18 protein-coding genes are annotated in these 20240 nt (G+C 52.7%); 16 read left to right on the forward strand and 2 right to left on the reverse strand.

Annotated elements, in window-relative coordinates:
• Positions 1–707: 707 nt before the first annotated feature.
• Positions 708–1061 carry a hypothetical protein gene (locus EBA31_RS07970; RefSeq protein WP_122078236.1) on the reverse strand — a complete coding sequence of 118 codons (354 nt, stop codon included), beginning with the start codon at positions 1059–1061 and terminating at the stop codon, positions 708–710.
• A gap of 686 nt (positions 1062–1747) precedes the next feature.
• On the opposite strand from EBA31_RS07970, the gene ansB reads away from it, so the two are divergent.
• The 10 genes from ansB (at position 1748) to lpxK (ending at position 14047) form a co-directional block, all read left to right on the forward strand.
• On the forward strand, positions 1748–2794 hold the full coding sequence (gene ansB / locus EBA31_RS07975; protein ID WP_046373997.1) for an L-asparaginase 2: 1047 nt from the start codon (positions 1748–1750) through the stop codon (positions 2792–2794).
• Positions 2795–2834: 40 nt separating this feature from the next.
• On the forward strand, positions 2835–2975 hold the full coding sequence (locus EBA31_RS26750; protein ID WP_162302872.1) for a hypothetical protein: 141 nt from the start codon (positions 2835–2837) through the stop codon (positions 2973–2975).
• A 101-nt stretch (positions 2976–3076) separates the two neighbouring features.
• Complete coding sequence (gene serC, locus EBA31_RS07980; RefSeq protein ID WP_020826127.1) at positions 3077–4162, forward strand: 3-phosphoserine/phosphohydroxythreonine transaminase; 1086 nt, start codon at positions 3077–3079, stop codon at positions 4160–4162.
• Between the two features lie 113 nt (positions 4163–4275).
• Positions 4276–5562 (forward strand): 3-phosphoshikimate 1-carboxyvinyltransferase, encoded by a 1287-nt coding sequence (gene aroA / locus EBA31_RS07985; RefSeq protein WP_122078238.1) that lies wholly within the window; start codon positions 4276–4278, stop codon positions 5560–5562.
• A gap of 277 nt (positions 5563–5839) precedes the next feature.
• A complete protein-coding gene (gene cmk / locus EBA31_RS07990) occupies positions 5840–6529 on the forward strand; it encodes a (d)CMP kinase (RefSeq protein ID WP_020826129.1) in 690 nt (229 codons plus the stop codon).
• Between the two features lie 181 nt (positions 6530–6710).
• Positions 6711–8384 (forward strand): 30S ribosomal protein S1, encoded by a 1674-nt coding sequence (gene rpsA, locus EBA31_RS07995; RefSeq protein WP_020826130.1) that lies wholly within the window; start codon positions 6711–6713, stop codon positions 8382–8384.
• A 63-nt stretch (positions 8385–8447) separates the two neighbouring features.
• Positions 8448–8732 carry an integration host factor subunit beta gene (gene ihfB, locus EBA31_RS08000; protein WP_004942652.1) on the forward strand — a complete coding sequence of 95 codons (285 nt, stop codon included), beginning with the start codon at positions 8448–8450 and terminating at the stop codon, positions 8730–8732.
• Between the two features lie 250 nt (positions 8733–8982).
• Positions 8983–11283 carry a ComEC family protein gene (locus EBA31_RS08005; RefSeq protein ID WP_162302930.1) on the forward strand — a complete coding sequence of 767 codons (2301 nt, stop codon included), beginning with the start codon at positions 8983–8985 and terminating at the stop codon, positions 11281–11283.
• A 35-nt stretch (positions 11284–11318) separates the two neighbouring features.
• A complete protein-coding gene (gene msbA, locus EBA31_RS08010) occupies positions 11319–13067 on the forward strand; it encodes a lipid A ABC transporter ATP-binding protein/permease MsbA (protein WP_122078243.1) in 1749 nt (582 codons plus the stop codon).
• Positions 13067–14047 carry a tetraacyldisaccharide 4'-kinase gene (lpxK, locus tag EBA31_RS08015; RefSeq protein ID WP_122078246.1) on the forward strand — a complete coding sequence of 327 codons (981 nt, stop codon included), beginning with the start codon at positions 13067–13069 and terminating at the stop codon, positions 14045–14047. Before msbA ends, lpxK begins: the two co-directional genes overlap by 1 nt.
• A 1-nt stretch (position 14048) precedes the next feature.
• Here lpxK and EBA31_RS08020 read toward each other — a convergent pair whose 3' ends face one another.
• Positions 14049–15455: a VOC family protein gene (locus EBA31_RS08020; RefSeq protein ID WP_122078248.1), complete on the reverse strand. Its 1407-nt coding sequence runs from the start codon at positions 15453–15455 to the stop codon at positions 14049–14051.
• 527 nt (positions 15456–15982) lie between these two features.
• Here EBA31_RS08020 and EBA31_RS08025 point away from each other — a divergent pair.
• From EBA31_RS08025 to EBA31_RS08050, 6 genes are all read left to right on the forward strand, one after another.
• Positions 15983–16192 carry a cold-shock protein gene (locus EBA31_RS08025; RefSeq protein ID WP_020826136.1) on the forward strand — a complete coding sequence of 70 codons (210 nt, stop codon included), beginning with the start codon at positions 15983–15985 and terminating at the stop codon, positions 16190–16192.
• A gap of 221 nt (positions 16193–16413) precedes the next feature.
• Complete coding sequence (locus tag EBA31_RS08030) at positions 16414–16635, forward strand: cold-shock protein (protein WP_006320799.1); 222 nt, start codon at positions 16414–16416, stop codon at positions 16633–16635.
• Positions 16636–16744: 109 nt separating this feature from the next.
• Entirely contained in the window at positions 16745–17971 is a 1227-nt protein-coding gene (locus EBA31_RS08035) for a winged helix-turn-helix domain-containing protein (protein ID WP_122078251.1), read from the forward strand.
• Between the two features lie 290 nt (positions 17972–18261).
• On the forward strand, positions 18262–18444 hold the full coding sequence (locus EBA31_RS08040; protein ID WP_006320791.1) for a Trm112 family protein: 183 nt from the start codon (positions 18262–18264) through the stop codon (positions 18442–18444).
• Positions 18441–19190: a 3-deoxy-manno-octulosonate cytidylyltransferase gene (gene kdsB / locus EBA31_RS08045; RefSeq protein ID WP_020826139.1), complete on the forward strand. Its 750-nt coding sequence runs from the start codon at positions 18441–18443 to the stop codon at positions 19188–19190. Before EBA31_RS08040 ends, kdsB begins: the two co-directional genes overlap by 4 nt.
• Positions 19191–19339: 149 nt before the next feature.
• Positions 19340–20236, forward strand: coding sequence for a YcbJ family phosphotransferase (locus EBA31_RS08050; protein ID WP_122078254.1), 897 nt, complete (start codon positions 19340–19342; stop codon positions 20234–20236).
• The last annotated feature ends 4 nt before the right edge of the window (positions 20237–20240 follow it).

A 20240-nucleotide genomic window follows, 5' to 3' on the forward strand; every position in this document is an offset into this window, starting at 1 on the left:
GTGCCTCTGTTGGTTGAAGATAATGAATGCAGGTTTGACCAATTATCTACATAGGTATTTACACTTAGCTTCTGTCGCTGACGTATTCTTAATTGCGTAAATGTTATCGTGATAACTAATAATAAAATAGGCGGGTTAATTCGCCTCTTTTATCAATCTGGCTTGCTGTTTCTACTGTTGTTTTTTCACAATACCAATAAATACCGCTCGGATAAGGTTTCCGATTCTTGTTACCGCTCGCTTTAAAATCGATGCTGGTTTGCACTTCTCACAGTAGGCCGGTTCGGCGTTAGCCCAACTGGTGGTTTCTGCTATCCATAACCCGCACGTTCTGCAAAACGTCATGTTGCATGCAGACATGATACACCTCCATATGTAAACCATTGTTAATATTGCGTGTGTTTTCTTGGAGTTGCAAATGGGTATTGCCGATCGATTTACGCATAATTGATCGCTGAAAACGATCGTTTACCGAAGCTGATGTAACTATTGGGGTGTTAAATTTATAGGCATGGCAGAGTGAAATAGCGAATCCTGATTTTCATGGTCGTCGCGGGATAGAGTGAGGGGATGGATATTCCAGACGGTCGTTGGATTGACCTACGGCTTGAAATGCCAGTGGGGGGAACTTACTGAGGAACCAGCTCCAGACGAACAGCTATTCGAAGCTGCAGAACCATAATGCTAAATGCCGGGGCATCCCGGCTTCATTGTTTTTTCAAAGCATCGGCCATCGACTGCATTTTTGCAGCCCACCCACCCAGTTCGCTGATAATCTTTTCCTTCGAATGATCTGGGGTCGCCTCAATCATTTCTATGACCTGTTCGATCATGTGGGCTCGCGTTGCGAGTTCCGTTATCGATGCACGGCGCCGATTTTCCTCATCCTCACCCCATTCATTCTCTTCGTAGGAATCAAACTGAATGTAGGTATGCGGTGGGTTATGGTAGACCTTATCAACACCCTGCCATAACCAGTCGTCACCAGTAACTATTTCCGCATCGAACGGAACTGTTTTGGCAATTTTATTTAGTTTGTCAATCAGTTCAGAGGTTTTCATTCAACATTCCATCCTTTACATGCTTGGCTAGCCATCAACTCTATGCCGTTCTGGGAGAGACAATTGCACTGGTGCTGCGGAGATACCAGCACTCGACTTTGCGATGAACTCCCGGCACTCCCATTATAATCAATGAGTTGCATTTGTCATGTCCCCATTTAACCTACCTTTAGGACGCCGCTGAACCGACTTTATCGACTCATGAACCAACCCATAGGTCGGTTCAAAATGAAAAATATATTCCTTTAATTTCAACCGGTTACTTGCGTGAACCGACTGAACCTACCGAACCCACCATCTTCTGGTTATATATAGGGAATTTTTTCGGGGAAAATAAATCCATAATCAAGAGTTAAATTGATGATTGAAAAACGCTCAATATAATTACCTGGTTCACTATCAGTGAGGATCAAAGATATGCATTCACATTTTACCGTGGGGTACGTGGTGGGGCCGAAAACTAAATGATGACGTCAGTTTAATGTAAAAATTACATATAAATCAAATTGTTGAAATTTATTTGTTTTGTTTGCGTCATTGTCTTCACTTTTTGAGCGTACTAAAAACGCGCAATGATACGGGGTTTTACGCTCAAGCTCCATGTATTCCTAAAGCGGTGGCAAAGTCACAGTTTTTTTAGGGATAAGGGCCATAATTCAGCGGGTTATCTATCATGGAGAAACTCAATGAAATCAGTGAAACTCAGCGCCGTGGCGCTACTGTTGGCGGGGGCGAGCGGTTCGGCGTTGGCTTTGCCTACCATTACCTTGTTGGCGACCGGCGGCACCATTGCCGGCGGTGGCGAATCGGCGACGAAATCCAACTATACGGCGGGGAAACTGGGCGTTGACGCTTTAGTGAGTGCTGTGCCTGAGCTAAAAAACCTCGCCAACGTGCAGGGCGAGCAGGTGGTGAACATCGGGTCGCAGGACATGAACGATGAGGTGTGGCTGAAGCTGGCGAAGAAAATCAACGCCGACTGCGCCAAAACTGACGGCTTTGTCGTTACCCACGGCACAGATACGCTGGAAGAGACCGCCTATTTTCTGGATCTCACGGTCAAATGTGACAAACCGGTGGTGATCGTCGGGGCAATGCGCCCGGCAACGGCGATGAGCGCTGATGGTCCGTTCAATCTGTATAACGCAGTGGTGACGGCGGCAGATCCGCAATCGGCGAAACGCGGGGTGTTGGTGGCGATGAACGACAGCGTGTTGGATGCACGCGATGTGACAAAAACCAATACTACGTCGGTGCAGACTTTCCAGTCGCCTAACTTCGGCCCGCTTGGTTACATCCACAACGGCAAGGTTGATTACCAGCGTGCGCCGCAGCGCAAGCACACCACCGAGACCCCGTTTGACGTGTCCAGCCTGACAGCGTTGCCGAAGGTAGGCATTATCTACAATTACGCCAATGCTTCCGATGCCCCTGCGAAGGCTTTGATCGCCGAAGGGTATCAAGGCATCGTCAGTGCCGGGGTCGGTAACGGCAACCTGTATAAAACGGTGTTCGATACGCTGGCGACGGCCGCACATAACGGTGTCGCCGTGGTGCGTTCTTCCAGAGTGCCCACTGGCTCCACCACCGAAGACGCTGAAGTGGATGACGCGAAGTTCGGCTTTGTCGCCTCCGGTACGCTGAACCCGCAGAAGGCGCGGATCCTGCTTCAACTGGCGTTGACGCAGACCAAGGACGCCAAACAGATCCAGCAGATGTTCAATCAATACTGAGTGCATTTTCCTCATTCGGGGGCCCTGGAGCCCCCTAGCCATGTTGGCTGAATACAGCATAAAAAACCGCGTTAACCCACTGAATTGGCCACCTTCACAGCGTTTTATTGCAGAAAATACCGGTGATTTGGCAGAGCCTGTTATCGTCACGTTCAAGGCTTTCCCGGCATCGGGCGAATAACCATTGCAGGCGGGGGGCGTGAGTGATAAAACCGATGGGTTACTTCGGGCGTATTTCGGTAGGCCAGTATCATTGGCGAATAGTGAATGTGGTGAGGGGAAATGACTCAGGTTTATAATTTTAGCTCTGGCCCGGCAATGCTGCCGGTTGAAGTGTTGCGTCGTGCAGAACAGGAGCTGTGCAACTGGCACGGCCTCGGTACCTCGGTGATGGAAATTAGCCATCGCAGTAAAGAGTTCATCGAAGTTGCCCAGCAGTCCGAGCAGGATCTGCGCGATCTGCTGAAGATCCCCTCCAATTATAAAGTGCTGTTCTGCCACGGTGGCGCTCGCGCACAGTTTGCTGCGTTGCCGTTGAACCTGCTGGGTGACAAAACCACCGCGGACTATATCGACGGCGGTTATTGGGCGCACAGCGCCATCACCGAAGCGCAAAAATACTGCTCGCCAAACACCATTGACGTGAAAACCAACGTCGACGGCCTGCTCGGCATCAAACCGATGAAAGAGTGGCAGTTAAGCGATGACGCGGCCTATGTCCACTATTGCCCGAATGAAACCATCGACGGCGTAGCGATCGATGAGTTACCTGACTTTGGCGATAAAGTGGTGATTGGCGATTACTCCTCCACCATTCTGTCGGGTCCGCTGGACGTCAGCCGTTTCGGCGTAATTTACGCCGGTGCGCAGAAAAACATTGGGCCGGCCGGCCTGACCCTGGTGATCGTACGTGAAGATCTGCTGGGCAAAGCGCGTCGCGAAGTCCCGTCCATCCTCGATTACACCGTGCTGGCCGAAAACGATTCCATGTTCAACACGCCGCCGACCTTTGCCTGGTACCTGTCCGGCCTGGTGTTCAAATGGCTGAAAGAGCAGGGCGGCCTGGTAGAGATGCACAAACGCAACCAGGCCAAGGCCGAATTGCTGTACGCGACAATCGACAGCTCTGACTTCTACCGTAGCCGGGTGGCGCATGCCAACCGCTCCTGGATGAACGTGCCGTTCCAACTGGCGGATTCTGCGCTGGATAAAGTCTTCCTCAGCGAAGCAGAAGCTATTGGCCTGCAGGCGTTAAAAGGTCACCGGGTGGTTGGCGGCATGCGTGCTTCTATTTACAATGCAATGCCGTTGGCCGGGGTGAAGACCTTAACCGACTTTATGGTCGACTTCGAACGTCGTCACGGTTAAGTCCGGCGCCTGCCGTGAGCAGGTAGCCTTCGCTGTTGTCCTTTTGCGTTAAAGCGGCTCCGGCATTATCCCGGGGCCGTTTCGTTTATCAGATTTTGGAGATTTTTGTTCACATGGTGGATTCCCTGACGTTACAACCGGTTGCCTTGGTCAATGGCACCGTCAACTTACCTGGCTCCAAGAGCGTGTCCAACCGTGCTCTGCTGCTGGCTGCGCTTGCGGAGGGGACGACGACGCTGACCAATCTGCTGGACAGCGATGACGTGCGCCATATGCTGAATGCGCTACAGGCATTAGGGGTGAGTTACCAACTGTCAGACGATCGTACCACCTGTACAGTCGAAGGTGTTGCCGGCCCGCTGGTGGCTAATCAACCGCTTGAGCTGTTCCTCGGCAATGCAGGCACCGCGATGCGCCCTTTGGCGGCGGCGCTGTGCCTGGGCAGCAATGATGTGGTGTTGACCGGCGAACCGCGGATGAAAGAGCGCCCAATCGGTCATCTGGTGGATGCCCTGCGCCAGGGTGGCGCGCAGATTGATTATCTGGAGCAGACCGATTACCCGCCATTGCGCCTGCGCGGTGGCTTCCAGGGCGGTGATGTGACCGTGGACGGCAGCGTATCCAGTCAGTTTCTTACCGCATTGCTGATGACGGCACCGCTGGCCAAACAGGACACCCATATCCATATCAAGGGCGAGCTGGTTTCCAAGCCGTACATTGATATCACCCTGCATCTGATGCGCACTTTCGGCGTTGAAGTCAGCCACGACAACTATCGCGTGTTCCACATTAGCGGTAGCCAAACCTATCGCTCACCGGGTGATTATCTGGTGGAAGGGGATGCCTCTTCCGCGTCTTATTTCCTGGCGGCGGCGGCGATTAAAGGCGGTACTGTCCGCGTTACCGGCATTGGTAGAAAAAGCGTTCAGGGCGACACCAAGTTTGCCGACGTGCTGGAAAAAATGGGTGCACGTATTACCTGGGGCGATGACTATATTGAATGCTGTCGCGGTGAACTGCGCGGTATCGACATGGACATGAACCATATTCCTGATGCGGCAATGACCATCGCAACCGCAGCCCTGTTTGCCGAAGGCCCGACCACCATCCGCAATATCTACAACTGGCGGGTTAAAGAGACCGATCGCCTGGCGGCGATGGCGACGGAGCTGCGTAAAGTGGGGGCTGAGGTGGATGAAGGGGAAGACTACATTCACGTGGTGCCACCGGCCAAGCTGAAATTTGCCGATATCGGCACCTATAATGATCACCGTATGGCGATGTGCTTCTCGCTGGTGGCGTTATCGGACACCCCAGTGACCATTCTCGATCCGAAATGTACCGCGAAAACCTTCCCGGATTACTTCGAACAGCTGGCGCGCATCAGTCAATTGGCATAATTCCACAGTCAGATGCTTTTTTTTAAGGCCCTTAATTGGGCCTTTATCGTTTTTAACGCCCGCAGGCTACGGGCGTCCACTATACTTTTGCGCGGACGTACGCTTATTTTCAACAACCAGACAGTTCCAGGGTAACAGTTAGTCGTTTGGCAGCGTATAATACGCCACCGTGACTGCCCCGACTGGGCAGGCGGCAGGGACGCTTTTAATTATGCTTTCGCATTGTGCTGACGGCAGGTTATGTCCCTGTGAGGTTTTCTACCTGAAGGAGAGAGAAATGACGGCTACAGCTCCGGTGATAACCGTTGATGGACCAAGTGGCGCAGGCAAAGGTACTTTGTGTAAGGCGCTGGCCGAATCCCTTGGTTGGCGTTTGCTGGATTCCGGTGCGATCTATCGCGTACTGGCACTGGCGGCACTGCATCATCAGGTTGATATCACTTCTGAGGAGGCGCTGGTTCCCCTGGCCGCACATCTCGATGTTCGCTTTGTTGCCGAAGGTGGCAAACTGCAGGTGATTTTGGAAGGTGAGGATGTCAGCAATGAGATCCGCACTGAAACCGTCGGCAATACCGCTTCGCAGGCAGCGGCTTTTCCGCGCGTGCGTGAAGCCTTGTTGCGGCGCCAGCGTGCATTCCGCGAGGCCCCGGGCCTGATTGCCGATGGACGCGACATGGGCACCGTGGTATTCCCCGATGCGCCGGTAAAAATTTTCCTGGATGCCAGTTCTGAAGAGCGTGCGCACCGCCGCATGCTACAGTTGCAGGAAAAGGGCTTTAATGTTAACTTTGAACGTCTTTTAGCCGAGATAAAGGAACGGGATGACCGTGACCGTAATCGGCCTATCGCGCCACTGGTGCCGGCCTCCGACGCCCTCGTGCTGGATTCAACCAGCATGTCGATCGACGAAGTCATCCAGCGTGCGCTGACATATGCACATGAAGTTTTAGCGTTGCCTCAGCAGTAAGCGCGGCGGCGTTATTGGCTTTTTGTCATATTTGTCATGGCAGTATCGAACTATATCGGGTAAAATTTTACCCCTGTAACCTAAACCCTGTCGGCATGGAGCCAATGGCGGGGTATGTGAAACAACCCCATTCGGCGGGATGCTAAATGGACGTTAAACTATAGAACCCTGAAGATTAAACATGACTGAATCTTTCGCTCAACTCTTTGAAGAATCCCTGAAAACAATCGAAACCCGTCCGGGTTCCATCGTTCGTGGCGTTGTAGTTGCTATCGACAAAGACGTAGTACTGGTTGACGCCGGTCTGAAATCTGAGTCTGCCATCCCGGCTGAGCAATTCAAAAACGCACAGGGCGAGCTGGAAATCCAGGTAGGCGACGAAGTTGATGTTGCGCTGGACGCTGTTGAAGATGGCTTCGGTGAAACTCTGCTGTCCCGTGAGAAAGCTAAGCGTCACGAAGCTTGGATCACGCTGGAAAAAGCTTACGAAGAAGCTGAAACTGTCGTCGGTGTTATCAACGGCAAAGTTAAGGGTGGCTTCACTGTAGAGCTGAACGGTATTCGTGCGTTCCTGCCAGGTTCCCTGGTCGACGTGCGTCCAGTACGTGACACTCTGCACCTGGAAGGCAAAGAGCTTGAGTTCAAAGTCATCAAGCTGGACCAGAAACGCAACAACGTTGTAGTTTCTCGCCGTGCGGTTATCGAATCAGAGAACAGCGCAGAACGTGATCAACTGCTGGAAAACCTGCAGGAAGGCATGGAAGTTAAAGGTATCGTTAAGAACCTCACTGACTACGGTGCATTCGTTGATCTGGGCGGCGTAGACGGCCTGCTGCACATCACTGATATGGCTTGGAAACGCGTTAAGCATCCGAGCGAAATCGTCAACGTTGGCGACGAAATCACTGTTAAAGTGCTGAAGTTCGACCGCGAGCGTACTCGTGTTTCCCTGGGCCTGAAGCAACTGGGCGAAGATCCATGGGTCGCTATCGCGAAACGTTACCCAGAAGGCACCAAGCTGACTGGTCGTGTAACCAACCTGACTGATTACGGCTGCTTCGTAGAAATCGAAGAAGGCGTTGAAGGCCTGGTACACGTTTCTGAAATGGATTGGACCAACAAAAACATCCATCCGTCCAAAGTTGTTAACGTGGGCGATGTAGTGGAAGTTATGGTTCTGGACATCGATGAAGAGCGTCGTCGTATCTCCCTGGGTCTGAAGCAGTGCAAAAACAACCCATGGCAGCAGTTTGCAGAAACCCACAACAAGGGCGACCGCGTTGAAGGTAAAATCAAGTCTATCACTGACTTCGGTATCTTCATCGGCCTGGACGGCGGCATCGACGGCCTGGTTCACCTGTCTGACATCTCCTGGAACGTTGCAGGTGAAGAAGCAGTTCGTGAATACAAGAAAGGCGACGAAATCGCAGCGGTTGTTCTGCAAGTTGATGCAGAGCGCGAGCGTATCTCCCTGGGCGTGAAGCAACTGGCTGAAGACCCGTTCAATAACTACCTGTCTATGAACAAGAAAGGTACTATTGTTACTGGTAAAGTCACTGCAGTTGACGCCAAAGGTGCTACAGTTGAATTAGCAGGCGGCGTAGAAGGTTACCTGCGTGCATCTGAAGCCTCTCGCGACCGCATTGAAGATGCAACTCTGGTTCTGAATGTGGGTGACGACGTTGAAGCTAAATTCACCGGCGTTGACCGTAAGAACCGCGTAGTAAGCCTGTCCGTACGTGCTAAGGACGAAGCTGACGAGAAAGACGCAATCGCTACTGTTAACAACAAACAGGAAGAGAGCAACTTCTCTAACGCTATGGCTGAAGCTTTCAAAGCGGCTAAAGGCGAGTAATGACGGGGGGCGGTTTTTTAATCGCCCCGATACGGTAGTTTAGCTGCAAAGCTTGGAGGAACTATGACCAAGTCTGAACTTATTGAAAGACTTGCTGGCCAGCAATCTCATGTACCGGCGAAAGCCGTTGAGGATGCAGTGAAAGAGATGCTAGAACATATGGCTGCTACGTTAGCCGATGGTGAACGCATTGAGATCCGCGGATTCGGCAGTTTTTCTCTTCACTACCGTGCTCCGCGTGTGGGTCGCAACCCGAAAACTGGTGATAAAGTTGAGTTGGACGGCAAGTACGTTCCTCACTTCAAGCCAGGCAAAGAGCTGCGTGACCGCGCCAATATCTATGGTTAGTCACTGACTTCCATAGAGTTGTTGCTTGTACTGAAATATAAAACGGCGCCCCTAGGGCGCCGTTTTTTTTGGCCTGAACGCTGAGATTGACCGGTTGATTCTGCACTTTTCTGCTTACTACGTCGCAACATGTTGCCCCTGAAGGTAACGGTCACAGTTATTGTGCGGCGCCTCGCGCACGTCTTTAGATTATGGCTGGTGGAACCTGGTCTTGATGTGAACAATCCCGTGATGTTGGCGGCTTGAATAGCTGCCCCAAACCGGGAGACACCCTATCAAGACCTCGCTGGATTTGGCGATCATCGCGATTATCTGCGGCACTCTGCCCCTGCTTTTCATGCCGCATCTGCCTGACGCACGAATAATGCTATGCGTCATTTTGCCCATCTGTTGTTACCTGTGGTGCAGGGGCTCCCTATGCCGATTTATGGCATGGGGGGTTTTAGGCTTTCTGTGGGCGGTATTCACTGCCGGAAACCTGGTCGACCAAATCAACCGCCTGAGCCAGGGGCCTGTAGTGCATGCCGTGGTCGAAGTTAGCAGCATTGCGCTTGCGGCTACGGCACGCAAGCAGACGGTAATGCATATAGAACAGATTAATGGCAGGTGGTTGGTGCCATCCATTGCGTTTTCCACACTGTGGCAACCCAAAGAGCAACCTTTGTGCGCCGGACAGCGTTGGCAGATGCAACTGCGCCTGCGACCGATGCATGGCAATTTAAATGAAGGGGGCTTCGACAGCCAACGTTGGGCTATCTCGCAGCGTCAACCATTAACGGCACAGGTAAAGAGCGCCATACTTCAGGATCCCGCCTGTAGCTGGCGACAGCGAATTATCCGCCATGCCGAAAGCAATATTGGTACGGTTCGTTATCAGGCCGTTTTACTGGCTTTGGCCTTTGGTGAGCGCGGGGCACTAGAGCCTTCACTGCGTTCGCTGATGTTAAAAACCGGTATTGCTCACCTGATGGCCATTTCAGGGCTGCATGTGGCGATGGTGGCCATTTTGATTTGGTCTTTGCTGCGGGTAATTCAGTTTTGGTTACCTGCCCACCGAATCGGCTACCGTTTCCCTCTGATTGCCAGTTGGCTCGGGGCGCTAGGTTATATCTGGTTGGCTGGCGCGCACCCACCGGCGGTAAGAACCGGCCTGGCGTTGACGCTCTGGATGCTGTTGCGCATACGGGGCATTCATTGTTCTTCTTGGCAAGTTTGGTTGTGGTGTATCGGCTTGATACTGATTTGCGATCCGCTGGCGGTGTTGTCCGACAGCTTTTGGCTCTCGGCGACGGCGGTGTTGTGCCTGATATTTTGGTTTGAATGGGTCCCCCTCAGTCCCCGTTTTCGCGTGGGATGGTATTGGGCTCCGCTGCGTTGGCTGCATATCCAGTTTGGTATCACATTGTTGCTGGTGCCGATGCAAGCAGGCTTGTTTCTTGGCCTAAGTATGACCTCTATACCGGCTAATCTTTGGGCCGTACCCTTGGTTTCCCTGGTGACGGTTCCGCTGATCCTTCTCGCCGTGGTACTGGGGATTTTCCCTCCGTTGAGTACCGGGTTGTGGTGGGCAGCAGACCTCACGCTAGCGTGGGTTTTCACCCCATTACACTACCTGAAAAACGGGTGGCTTGACCTTGGCGCAGTATCGCTGGTTATCAGCATTATGGGCTGGTTGATGGTGATTTTCTGGCGCTTTCGTTGGTGGCTGCGCTATGTCTCGGTGCTGGTAACGCTGGCAGTGTGCTGCCTGCTGTGGCGGGAGAAAGCCCCGTCATATCGCTGGCGCGTAGATATGCTCGATATTGGTCATGGCTTGGCCATGGTGGTTGAAAAGAATGGCCGCGCGATATTGTACGATACTGGGCCCCGTTGGGGGACGGGCAGCGCGGCCACGCGCAATATCGTCCCCTTTCTTAACTGGCGTGGGCTGCCGGTGGATCAAATCGTCATTAGCCACGATCATTTGGACCATATCGGTGGTCTTGAGGAATTGCAGCAGGCATTCCCGCTGGCGACGGTGAGAAGTCCGCGGCTTGGCGCTGGCCACTTACCCTGCGTCGCGGGGGAAAGTTGGCAATGGCAATCGCTGCAATTCCAGGTGCTGTGGCCACCGAAAGCAGTAAAGACCGCGGGAAATGACGACTCGTGCGTCATCCGTATCGATGATGGCAAATACAGCCTGTTGCTGACCGGTGATGCAGAGAAAAGGTCGGAAGCACAGCTGGTACGGCATCAGCGCCATTTGTTGCGCGCGACGATATTACAGGTTCCCCATCATGGCAGTAAAACGTCATCCACTCCGCCATTTTTACGTGCTGTAGCGCCGGAAGCGGCAATAGCTTCCGCATCGCGTTACAATAAATGGCGATTACCTGCGGTTAAAGTGGTCGCCAGATATCGGGAAAATGGCATCATATGGCGCGATACATCGCGCTCCGGTCAGTTATCCGTACTTTTTTTCGACAACGATTGGCAAATTAAAGGCTTTCGTGAACAAATAATGCCCCGTTGGTACCATCAGCGGTTTGGCGTAGAGGGTGATAATGAGTAAAATGGGCCGCTATTTCTTCCGATGCTGGTATTTGCATGATGAATGATAAAGATCTCTCCACCTGGCAGACTTTCCGTCGCCTCTGGCCGATGATCACACCTTTTAAGACCGGGCTGATCGTGGCCGCCATTGCGTTGGTAATGAACGCAGCCAGCGACGCCTTTATGCTGTCTTTGCTTAAACCTTTATTGGATGACGGTTTTGGGAAAACGGAAAGCACTATCCTGCTGTGGATGCCATTGGCCGTTATTGGCCTGATGGTGGTGCGCGGGGCGACGGGCTTTGTTTCCAGCTATTGCATTTCATGGGTTTCCGGCATGGTGGTGATGCACATGCGTCGTCGTCTGTTTGGCCACATGATGAGAATGCCGGTGTCCTTCTTCGACCAACAATCTACCGGTACATTACTGTCTCGCATCACTTATGATTCCGAGCAGGTCGCTTCATCCTCGTCCAGTGCACTGGTGACCGTGGTGCGTGAAGGGGCGTCGATCATCGCGCTGTTCACCATGATGTTCTATTACAGCTGGCAGCTTTCGGTGATCCTGATCGTCCTGGCCCCGATTGTCTCTATTGCGATCCGCATCGTTTCCAAGCGCTTCCGTAATATCAGTAAAAATATGCAGAACACCATGGGGCAGGTGACTACCAGCGCCGAGCAGATGCTGAAGGGCCACAAGGAAGTTCTGATTTTTGGTGGCCAGCAGGTTGAAACCGATCGCTTCAACTCGGTCAGCAACCGCATGCGTCAACAGGGAATGAAGTTAGTTTCCGCTTCCTCTATCTCTGACCCTATCATTCAGTTGATCGCTTCACTGGCTCTGGCTTTTGTTCTGTACGCGGCCAGCTTCCCAAGCGTGATGGAAACCCTGACTGCCGGTACCATCACCGTGGTGTTCTCTTCGATGATCGCTCTGATGCGTCCGCTGAAGTCACTGACTAACGTCAACGCGCAGTTCCAGCGTGGGATGGCCGCGTGCCAGACCTTGTTCTCGATTCTGGACATGGAGCAGGAAAAAGACACCGGTACCCGCGAAGTAACGCGTGCGAAAGGCGACATCGAATTCCGCAATGTTACTTTTTACTATCCAGGCAAAGAAACCCCAGCGCTGCGTGATATCAATCTGAGCATTTCAGAAGGTAAAACGGTGGCGTTGGTGGGCCGTTCAGGATCGGGCAAGTCGACCATCGCCAATTTGCTGACCCGGTTCTATGACGTTCAGGAAGGCGAGATCCTGATGGATGGTCACGATCTGCGCGAATACACGCTTGCATCGTTGCGCGATCAGGTAGCCTTGGTTTCGCAAAATGTGCATTTGTTCAATGACACGATCGCCAACAACATCGCTTACGCGCGTGAGGAACGCTATACCCGCGAAGAGATAGAGAAGGCAGCGCGCATGGCTTACGCCATGGATTTCATTGAGAAAATGGAAAATGGTCTGGATACGGTAATTGGCGAGAATGGCGTAATGCTTTCCGGCGGTCAGCGCCAGCGTATCGCCATCGCCCGTGCCTTGCTGCGCGATTGCCCGATTCTGATCCTCGATGAAGCCACCTCGGCACTGGACACCGAATCAGAGCGTGCTATTCAGGCCGCATTGGATGAATTGCAGAAAAACCGCACTTCGCTGGTGATTGCGCACCGTCTGTCGACGATTGAGAAAGCCGATGAAATCCTGGTGGTTGAGGATGGCCGTATCGTCGAGCGTGGCGAGCATACCGTATTGATCGAAAAGCAGGGCGCCTATGCCCAGCTGCACCGTATGCAGTTTGGTCAATAATGATCGAACGCATCTGGTCAGGAAGTTCGCAGGTTTATTTGCTGTTGTTACCGCTGTCCTGGCTGTATGGCCTGGTCAGCGGACTGATTCGGCTTAGCTACCGTTGCGGCCTGCGTAAAAGCTGGCGTGCGCCGGTACCGGTAGTGGTGGTGGGAAATCTCACCGCCGGCGGCAATGGCAAAACCCCGATGGTGATCTGGCTGGTGGAGCAGTTGCAGCAGCGTGGCTACCGGGTGGGTGTCGTTTCGCGCGGTTATGGCGGTAAAGCAGAGGCGTATCCGCTGTTACTCAATGCGAGTACTACTACCCGGCAGGCCGGGGATGAGCCGGTTCTGATATATCAACGTACCGCCGCGCCGGTTGCCATCTCGCCGAACCGTGCGGAAGCGGTTCAGGCGCTGCTTAAGCAGCACCGACTTGATGTCGTGATTACCGATGACGGTTTGCAGCATTACGCCTTACAGCGCGATTTTGAATTGGTCGTGATCGATGGTGTACGCCGCTTCGGGAACGGTTGGTGGTTGCCTGCGGGCCCGATGCGCGAACGCGTTTCGCGTTTGAACAGCGTTGATGCATTGATTAGCAACGGTGGCGTGGCGCAACCGGGTGAAATTGCCATGCGATTGCAGGCGCGCGAAGCGGTGAATGTTGCCACTGGCGAACGCCGGCCCGCGGTTGAATTGCCGCATGTGGTGGCGATGGCCGGCATTGGCCATCCGCCGCGCTTCTTCGCTACGCTGGAAAAGCTGGGTGTGGATGTTGAAAGAGAAGTGGCGTTTGCCGATCATCAGGAATACCAACATGACCCGCTGGCGGCGCTGGTAACCCCTGGACAAACGCTGCTGATGACTGAAAAAGATGCGGTCAAATGCCGGGCCTTTGCCCAGCCTAACTGGTGGTATTTACCGGTTGATGCGGTACTTCCCTCCGAGCAGGCTGAGCAACTGCTGCAAAACATCGAAGCCCTGCTGAAGCAATAATTCAAACCGCTAGCGCGTGCAGCCCCAAGGCTTGCGCGCAGGCGTCTATCGAGCGTTGCTGTGTTTGCTGATACAGCGATAGCTCATCGATCACCTCGGCTCCCAAAGCCAGTTCAAACGCCGCTTTGCTGGACGTTGCGTTGTATTGCGCATGGCTGGTATCGCCGAGATTCGACTGGAAAATACCCGCGGCACTGACCGGCAAGAAATCTTCATACACTAATGGCTGGAAGCGGATATATTCCTTGGCAATCAACTGTTCCAGCGTGCTGTGCTGATCCAATGAGTCTTTGGCTGCCAGCCCGCATTCGGTCGGGAAATAGCGGAACCAGGCCAACTGCTGCTCTCGCAGGGTGGCATAATCATCCGGAAACGCCTGAAAATTTTGCGCCAGCAGTTGATTGTAGCGATCTGCGTTTTTCTCGTTGGGTGGTGCCTGCAGTGCATCGTTGGTAGCCTGCAGCAGACGATCGTAGAGTGCGCGGCCTTTCGTCGTCAACGCAACGCCGCGCTGTTCTATTTCACCGAAGCGGGCAGTATGGTGCCCGTGAACGGCGCTGCCGTCATGCTCAACGAAATCGACGTTTTCCTCCAGCGCTTTAAAGCTGGTTTGGCGCAGCAGGATAGGGCGGCGACGCGGCGGTGGCCCTTCAATCACCGCTTTGGGAGTGATGCCTCGGCCAGGCATTGCCTGTTGAACCAGGTCGATATTAAGGGTGCGCGGCGTCAGGTGGTTAATGTGCGGGCCTTTGAACGCGACCACGTCAGCAATCAAACGGTGTTGGTCGTGCAACTGCTGATATTCGGCTGCGCTGACCGTCGCCCGGCTGTGCCAACGGAAGGTTTCCAGCGCTTGCTCGACAAATTCGTCGGCCTGGTTCTCGTCCAACCCACCCTGGGCTTCCTGCAAGGCGATCAGCTCTAGTGCGCGCTCGGTAAATATTCTACGACGTGCCAACAGTTGTTGCGCCAGTTGACGTAGTTCCGGATTATCAATCAGCTCGAGTCGCAAGAGCGAAGTGAACACGCGAAAGGGGCTGATCTGCAGCGCGTCTTCATGCACCGCACGAAATGCGGTGGAGTGGACCGGAACGCCTGCCACGGCCAGATCGTAATAACCGACCGGGAACATGCCCATAACGTTAAATAGCCGCCGCAGGGTCGCCAGTTCTTGCTCAGTTCCCACCCGGATAGCGCCGTGACGCTCCATGGCCAGCCGTTCGATTTCGCCGGTAATTTGTAATTGATGAGCCAATGCGGCATCTTCGCGCAGGACCTGTCTGTTAGTTTCCGCTACCAGTTCGAGCAAATCGCCGTACAGAGGTACCTCTTTTTGGTACATCTCTGACATGGCGTGGGAGAATCTGGCGCGGATTTCATTCGGTGAGACGAACTGCTGGGCGGTCATGCGCATAGCTCCTTGATTCAGTATAATCTGAAAAATTATTTTTTTGACGGCATAAGTGCTGGCTGAAAGGCCATCTGCCTTGTTTTCACCTCAAGTTTAGCCATGTCGATTGGGTTTTGTTATAGCTTGAGCAAGCATATTAGATTTTTATGCGTTAGCTCTCATTTGAACAGCACAGGGCGGTAACATTGGCCGTCCAGAAGGCAATAACGCCAAGATTTTTACATAAAAAAAGATAAATTAACTCATGCACAATCATAGACATAAAAACAAATTCGAAGTAATGATAAAAATAAGGCAATAAACCTCTTGTGCAAAGAATAGATTTATGAGTAAATGCAAGTCGGCCTGTGATACAGACCTATTTATGTTCGAGTATAGAGTTAAGCAGTTCCTCCAAAAACGTTATCATCTGATTCCGCTTCAAAGACGAACCTTCTAAGTACCTCCCATAAGTAATGTTTCTAAAAACGGCCTAAATTGCCTTATGGCAGGTTTTGTATATATATTTAAAAGGTAAATGTGTAATGTCTAAGAAGACTGGTCAGGTGAAGTGGTTCAACGAAAGCAAAGGTTTTGGTTTTATTGAACAGAACGACGGTGGAAAAGATGTATTCGTACATTTCTCTGCAATCGCGACCGACGGTTTCAAAACCCTGGCTGAAGGCCAGCGTGTTGAGTATACCATCCAGGACAGCCCGCGCGGGCCGGCTGCCGCCAACGTTGTTGCTCTGTAAGAAAACAGGGAATAGCGTAAAACGATCTTAATACAACCATGATGATGCGTTAATGCTGATTCATTGCGGAAGATATTAAGTTCAACAAGCCCGCCATAGTGCGGGTTTTTTATTTTTTGCTCACGAGAGGTTTGTAACGAAAAACTTTAGGATGGGCTGGTAGCGTCCAACAATAATAAAAAAGACGTTGTTATGGATGCTCAAGTAAAAGGATATAAGTTATGTTTAAAAATACTGTGTTACAAATGGGCCGTGTGAAATGGTTTGATCAAGCCGCAGGCTATGGTTTTATTTCACCGGTAGATGGTAGCGACGAAATTTATGTAAGCCGTCGTTCTATCGCCAATACTAAAAATAAATCATTGAACGAAGGTCAGAACGTTGAGTTCTCGATCTATCGCAGCTCTCATGGGCTGTCAGCGGCAGACGTTATCGCGTTCTGACCCATCCCTTCCTCGCCAGTGCCGGTGCCGCCACCCCAAGCACTGGCGAAGATAAATTCCCCGATATCCACTATTATCAAGCGATTGCTCAATCACTTCGGATATCAGGATGAACACCCCCGTTATTTCTCTTACTGCCGCCCGTGCGCTCCACCTTGCCGCACAGGGGTTGTTAACCCCGATAAAACGTAAAGCCAAGCCCGACGATGTGGTTGCCGCCATTCAGCGTATGGGCCTCCTGCAAATCGATACCATCAGCGTTGTCGCGCGCAGCCCCTATTTGGTGCTGTTCAGCCGCTTGGGTGATTATCAGCCCGAATGGCTGGAGCAGGCGCTGGCCGGTAGACAGGTGTTCGAGTACTGGGCACATGAAGCCTGCTTTTTACCCATTGAAGATTTTGGCCTGCTGCGACATCGTATGCTGCAGCCGCAGGGTATGGGCTGGAAGTATTCCGAAGAGTGGATGCAGGACCATCGCACCGCAATTGATGCACTGCTGCAACATATTGAAGCCACTGGCCCCGTACGTTCGGCGGATTTTAGCGCCGAGAAGAAAGGTAACAGCGGTTGGTGGGATTGGAAGCCGGAAAAGCGGCATCTCGAGATCCTGTTTACCGCCGGCAAACTTATGGTGGCCGAGCGACGCAACTTCCACCGCGTTTATGATCTTACTGAAAGGCTAATGCCCCATTGGGATGATAACAGGCACGTATTGGCGGCCGATCATGCGCGGCATGAGATGCTGAAGCGTACCTGTCGCTTCCTTGGGATATTCAAGGCTGAATGGCTGGCAGATTACTACCGACTGAAGCGAGTGGCGCCGAAGGCACTCCTGGCCGGGTTACAGCAGCAGGGAGAAGTGCTGCCGGTGTTGATCGACGGATTGGACGGGGAGTTTTACGTACACCATTCGCTGGCCGCAGAACTGCACCTGGCGGAGCAAGGAAAGCTGAAATCAAGCGTAACCACTCTGCTTTCTCCCTTCGATCCAGTGGTTTGGGATCGCCGCCGCGCCCTGGAGTTGTTCGATTTCGATTACCGGTTGGAGTGTTACACGCCAAAAGAAAAACGGCAGTATGGCTATTTCACCCTTCCCGTGTTGCAACGTGGAGAACTGATTGGTCGCATTGATGCAAAAATGCATCGTCGACAGGGGATCTTTGAAATCATCAGTTTTCATCCGCAAACCAAAGTTCGTTTTGGCAAACAGCGTATGCAGGATATTCGGCAAGCCATCACCCGCAGTGCAAAATGGCACGGTGCAAATCAGGTTATTTTGGGTGATATTCCGGCACCGCTGGCGACCGAATGGCGCGAGGGTTGGGAAGTGGAATAACGAACGGCGTTGTCGGCGTGGGTAAAACGAATTCCAGCGCCGCTCGTTACAAGGGGGTGGCCTCAGTTGCTGAAGTTGGCAAACATGGCGATGATCTTATGAATACGTTTGATCATGAGAAATATCTTTTTGTGATCTGAATCACAAAATTCTACGCCTGCGCCAATGCCAGTTCAATCCCTGCAGCAGATTAAAACGCAACAGCAAGGCAGCCGGTGATTAACCTGGCGCATAGCGTTATGCTATCCTCACCCACTTTCCTTACGTAAGATCTCCACCCTGGAGGATGCATGGACCACCGTTTACTCGAAATCGTTGCCTGTCCGGTCTGCAACGGCAAGCTCTATTTCAACAAAGAAAACCAGGAACTGGTGTGTAAAGTGGATGGCCTGGCCTACCCGCTGCGTGATGGCATTCCGGTTCTGCTGGAAAATGAGGCGCGGGCGCTGTCATTGGATGAGAAACACGCATGAGTTTCATTGCTATTATTCCAGCTCGTTATGCTTCAACCCGTTTGCCTGGGAAACCACTGGCCGATATTCACGGTAAGCCGATGGTGGTGCACGTCATGGAACGTGCGCGCGAGTCCGGTGCCAGCCGCGTTATTGTGGCGACCGACCACCCAGCCGTCGCCGAAGCGGTGAAAGCGGCCGGTGGTGAAGTTTGCATGACCCGGGCCGATCACAATTCGGGCACCGAACGTTTGGCTGAAGTGATCGAGCATTATGGCTTTAATGATGACGAAATCATCGTTAACGTTCAGGGTGATGAGCCTCTTATTCCTCCGGTCATTGTGCGGCAGGTGGCTGAAAACCTGGCGGGCAGCCAGGCTGGTATGGCTACCTTGGCAGTGCCGATCGACAGTGCGGAAGAAGCTTTCAACCCCAATGCGGTCAAAGTGGTGATGGATGCGCAGGGCTATGCGCTCTACTTTTCACGCGCCACCATTCCGTGGGATCGTGAACGTTTCGCCCAATCCAAAGAGAGCATCGGCGACAGCCTGTTGCGGCATATCGGCATTTACGCCTATCGCGCCGGCTTTGTGCGCCGTTATGTCACCTGGGCACCAAGCCAACTGGAACAAATTGAGCTGCTGGAGCAGTTGCGGGTGCTGTGGTACGGCGAAAAAATCCACGTGGCGGTTGCCAAGGCAATGCCGAGCGTGGGGGTTGATACGCCGGAAGACTTGCAGCGTGTCCGTGACAGCATGAAAAGCTGATCATTGAACGCCGGTGCGCCACACGGCGCACCGGCGGCATTATCATTTCCCTTCTTATATCCCCATTTTGTTGATCTGCGTTGAAGAATTTATCTGCTTAGCGTTCGATGATAGCTGCGTCTCTTCCTATCTCTTGAGGCTATTTCCTTATGGAGCAGTTACGCGCTGAACTGAGTATTGTGCTGGGTGAGTCTATCAGCCGACTGGAACGCGTCAGCGAGCAGCCTTATGCACACATGTATTCACTGTACGACCAACAGGGGTACGCTATTCCGCTGATGGCGAAAAGCTTTGTCTGCCAAGGGATTGCCCAGCAGGAGGCCTATAAGCTGTCGATGCTGGCGCGCGAAGGCGATATTCGTTTGCCGACGGTGTATGGCGTGGTCTATACCCAGCAATCACCCTATAAAGAGATCTTGCTGATAGAACGTTTGCGGGGCGTATCCGCAGAAGCGCCGACGCGCACACCGGATCGCTGGAATTCGTTGATGGAACAGGTGGTCGACGGCATATTAGCCTGGCACCGCATCGACAGCCACGGCTGCGTCGGCACGGTCGACAGCACTCAGGAAAACGACTGGTTCTGCTGGTATCAACAGCGGGTGGAAGTGCTGTGGTCAACGGTCAGCAACCTTAATTCGCCGCAGCTGACGATGGCAGACCGTCGCGTGCTGTATCGCACACGTGAAGCATTGACCCATTTTTTTGTCGGATTCGACGATCCCTGCGTGCTGGTGCACGGCAACTTGTCGCTACGCAGTATGTTAAAAGACCCCAAAAGCGATCAATTACTGGCGATGTTGAACCCTGGAATGATGCTGTGGGCGCCACGGGAATATGAGCTTTTCAGGCTGTGTGAGGCAGGAATGCCCAGTCAGTTGCTGTTTTATTATTTGCAACGTGCGCCGGTGGCGGAATCTTTCCTGGTGCGGCGCTGGTTGTATGTGGTGTGGGAGGCGGTGGGGCGGTTGATTCATACCGGCAAGCTGGATCGGCAACCGTTTGATTATGCTTCCAAACAGCTGCTGCCCTGGCTTGCCGGTTAAGCTT

The sequence above is a fragment of the Serratia sp. P2ACOL2 genome, from assembly GCF_003691565.1.
GTDB classification, from domain to species: domain Bacteria; phylum Pseudomonadota; class Gammaproteobacteria; order Enterobacterales; family Enterobacteriaceae; genus Serratia; species Serratia liquefaciens.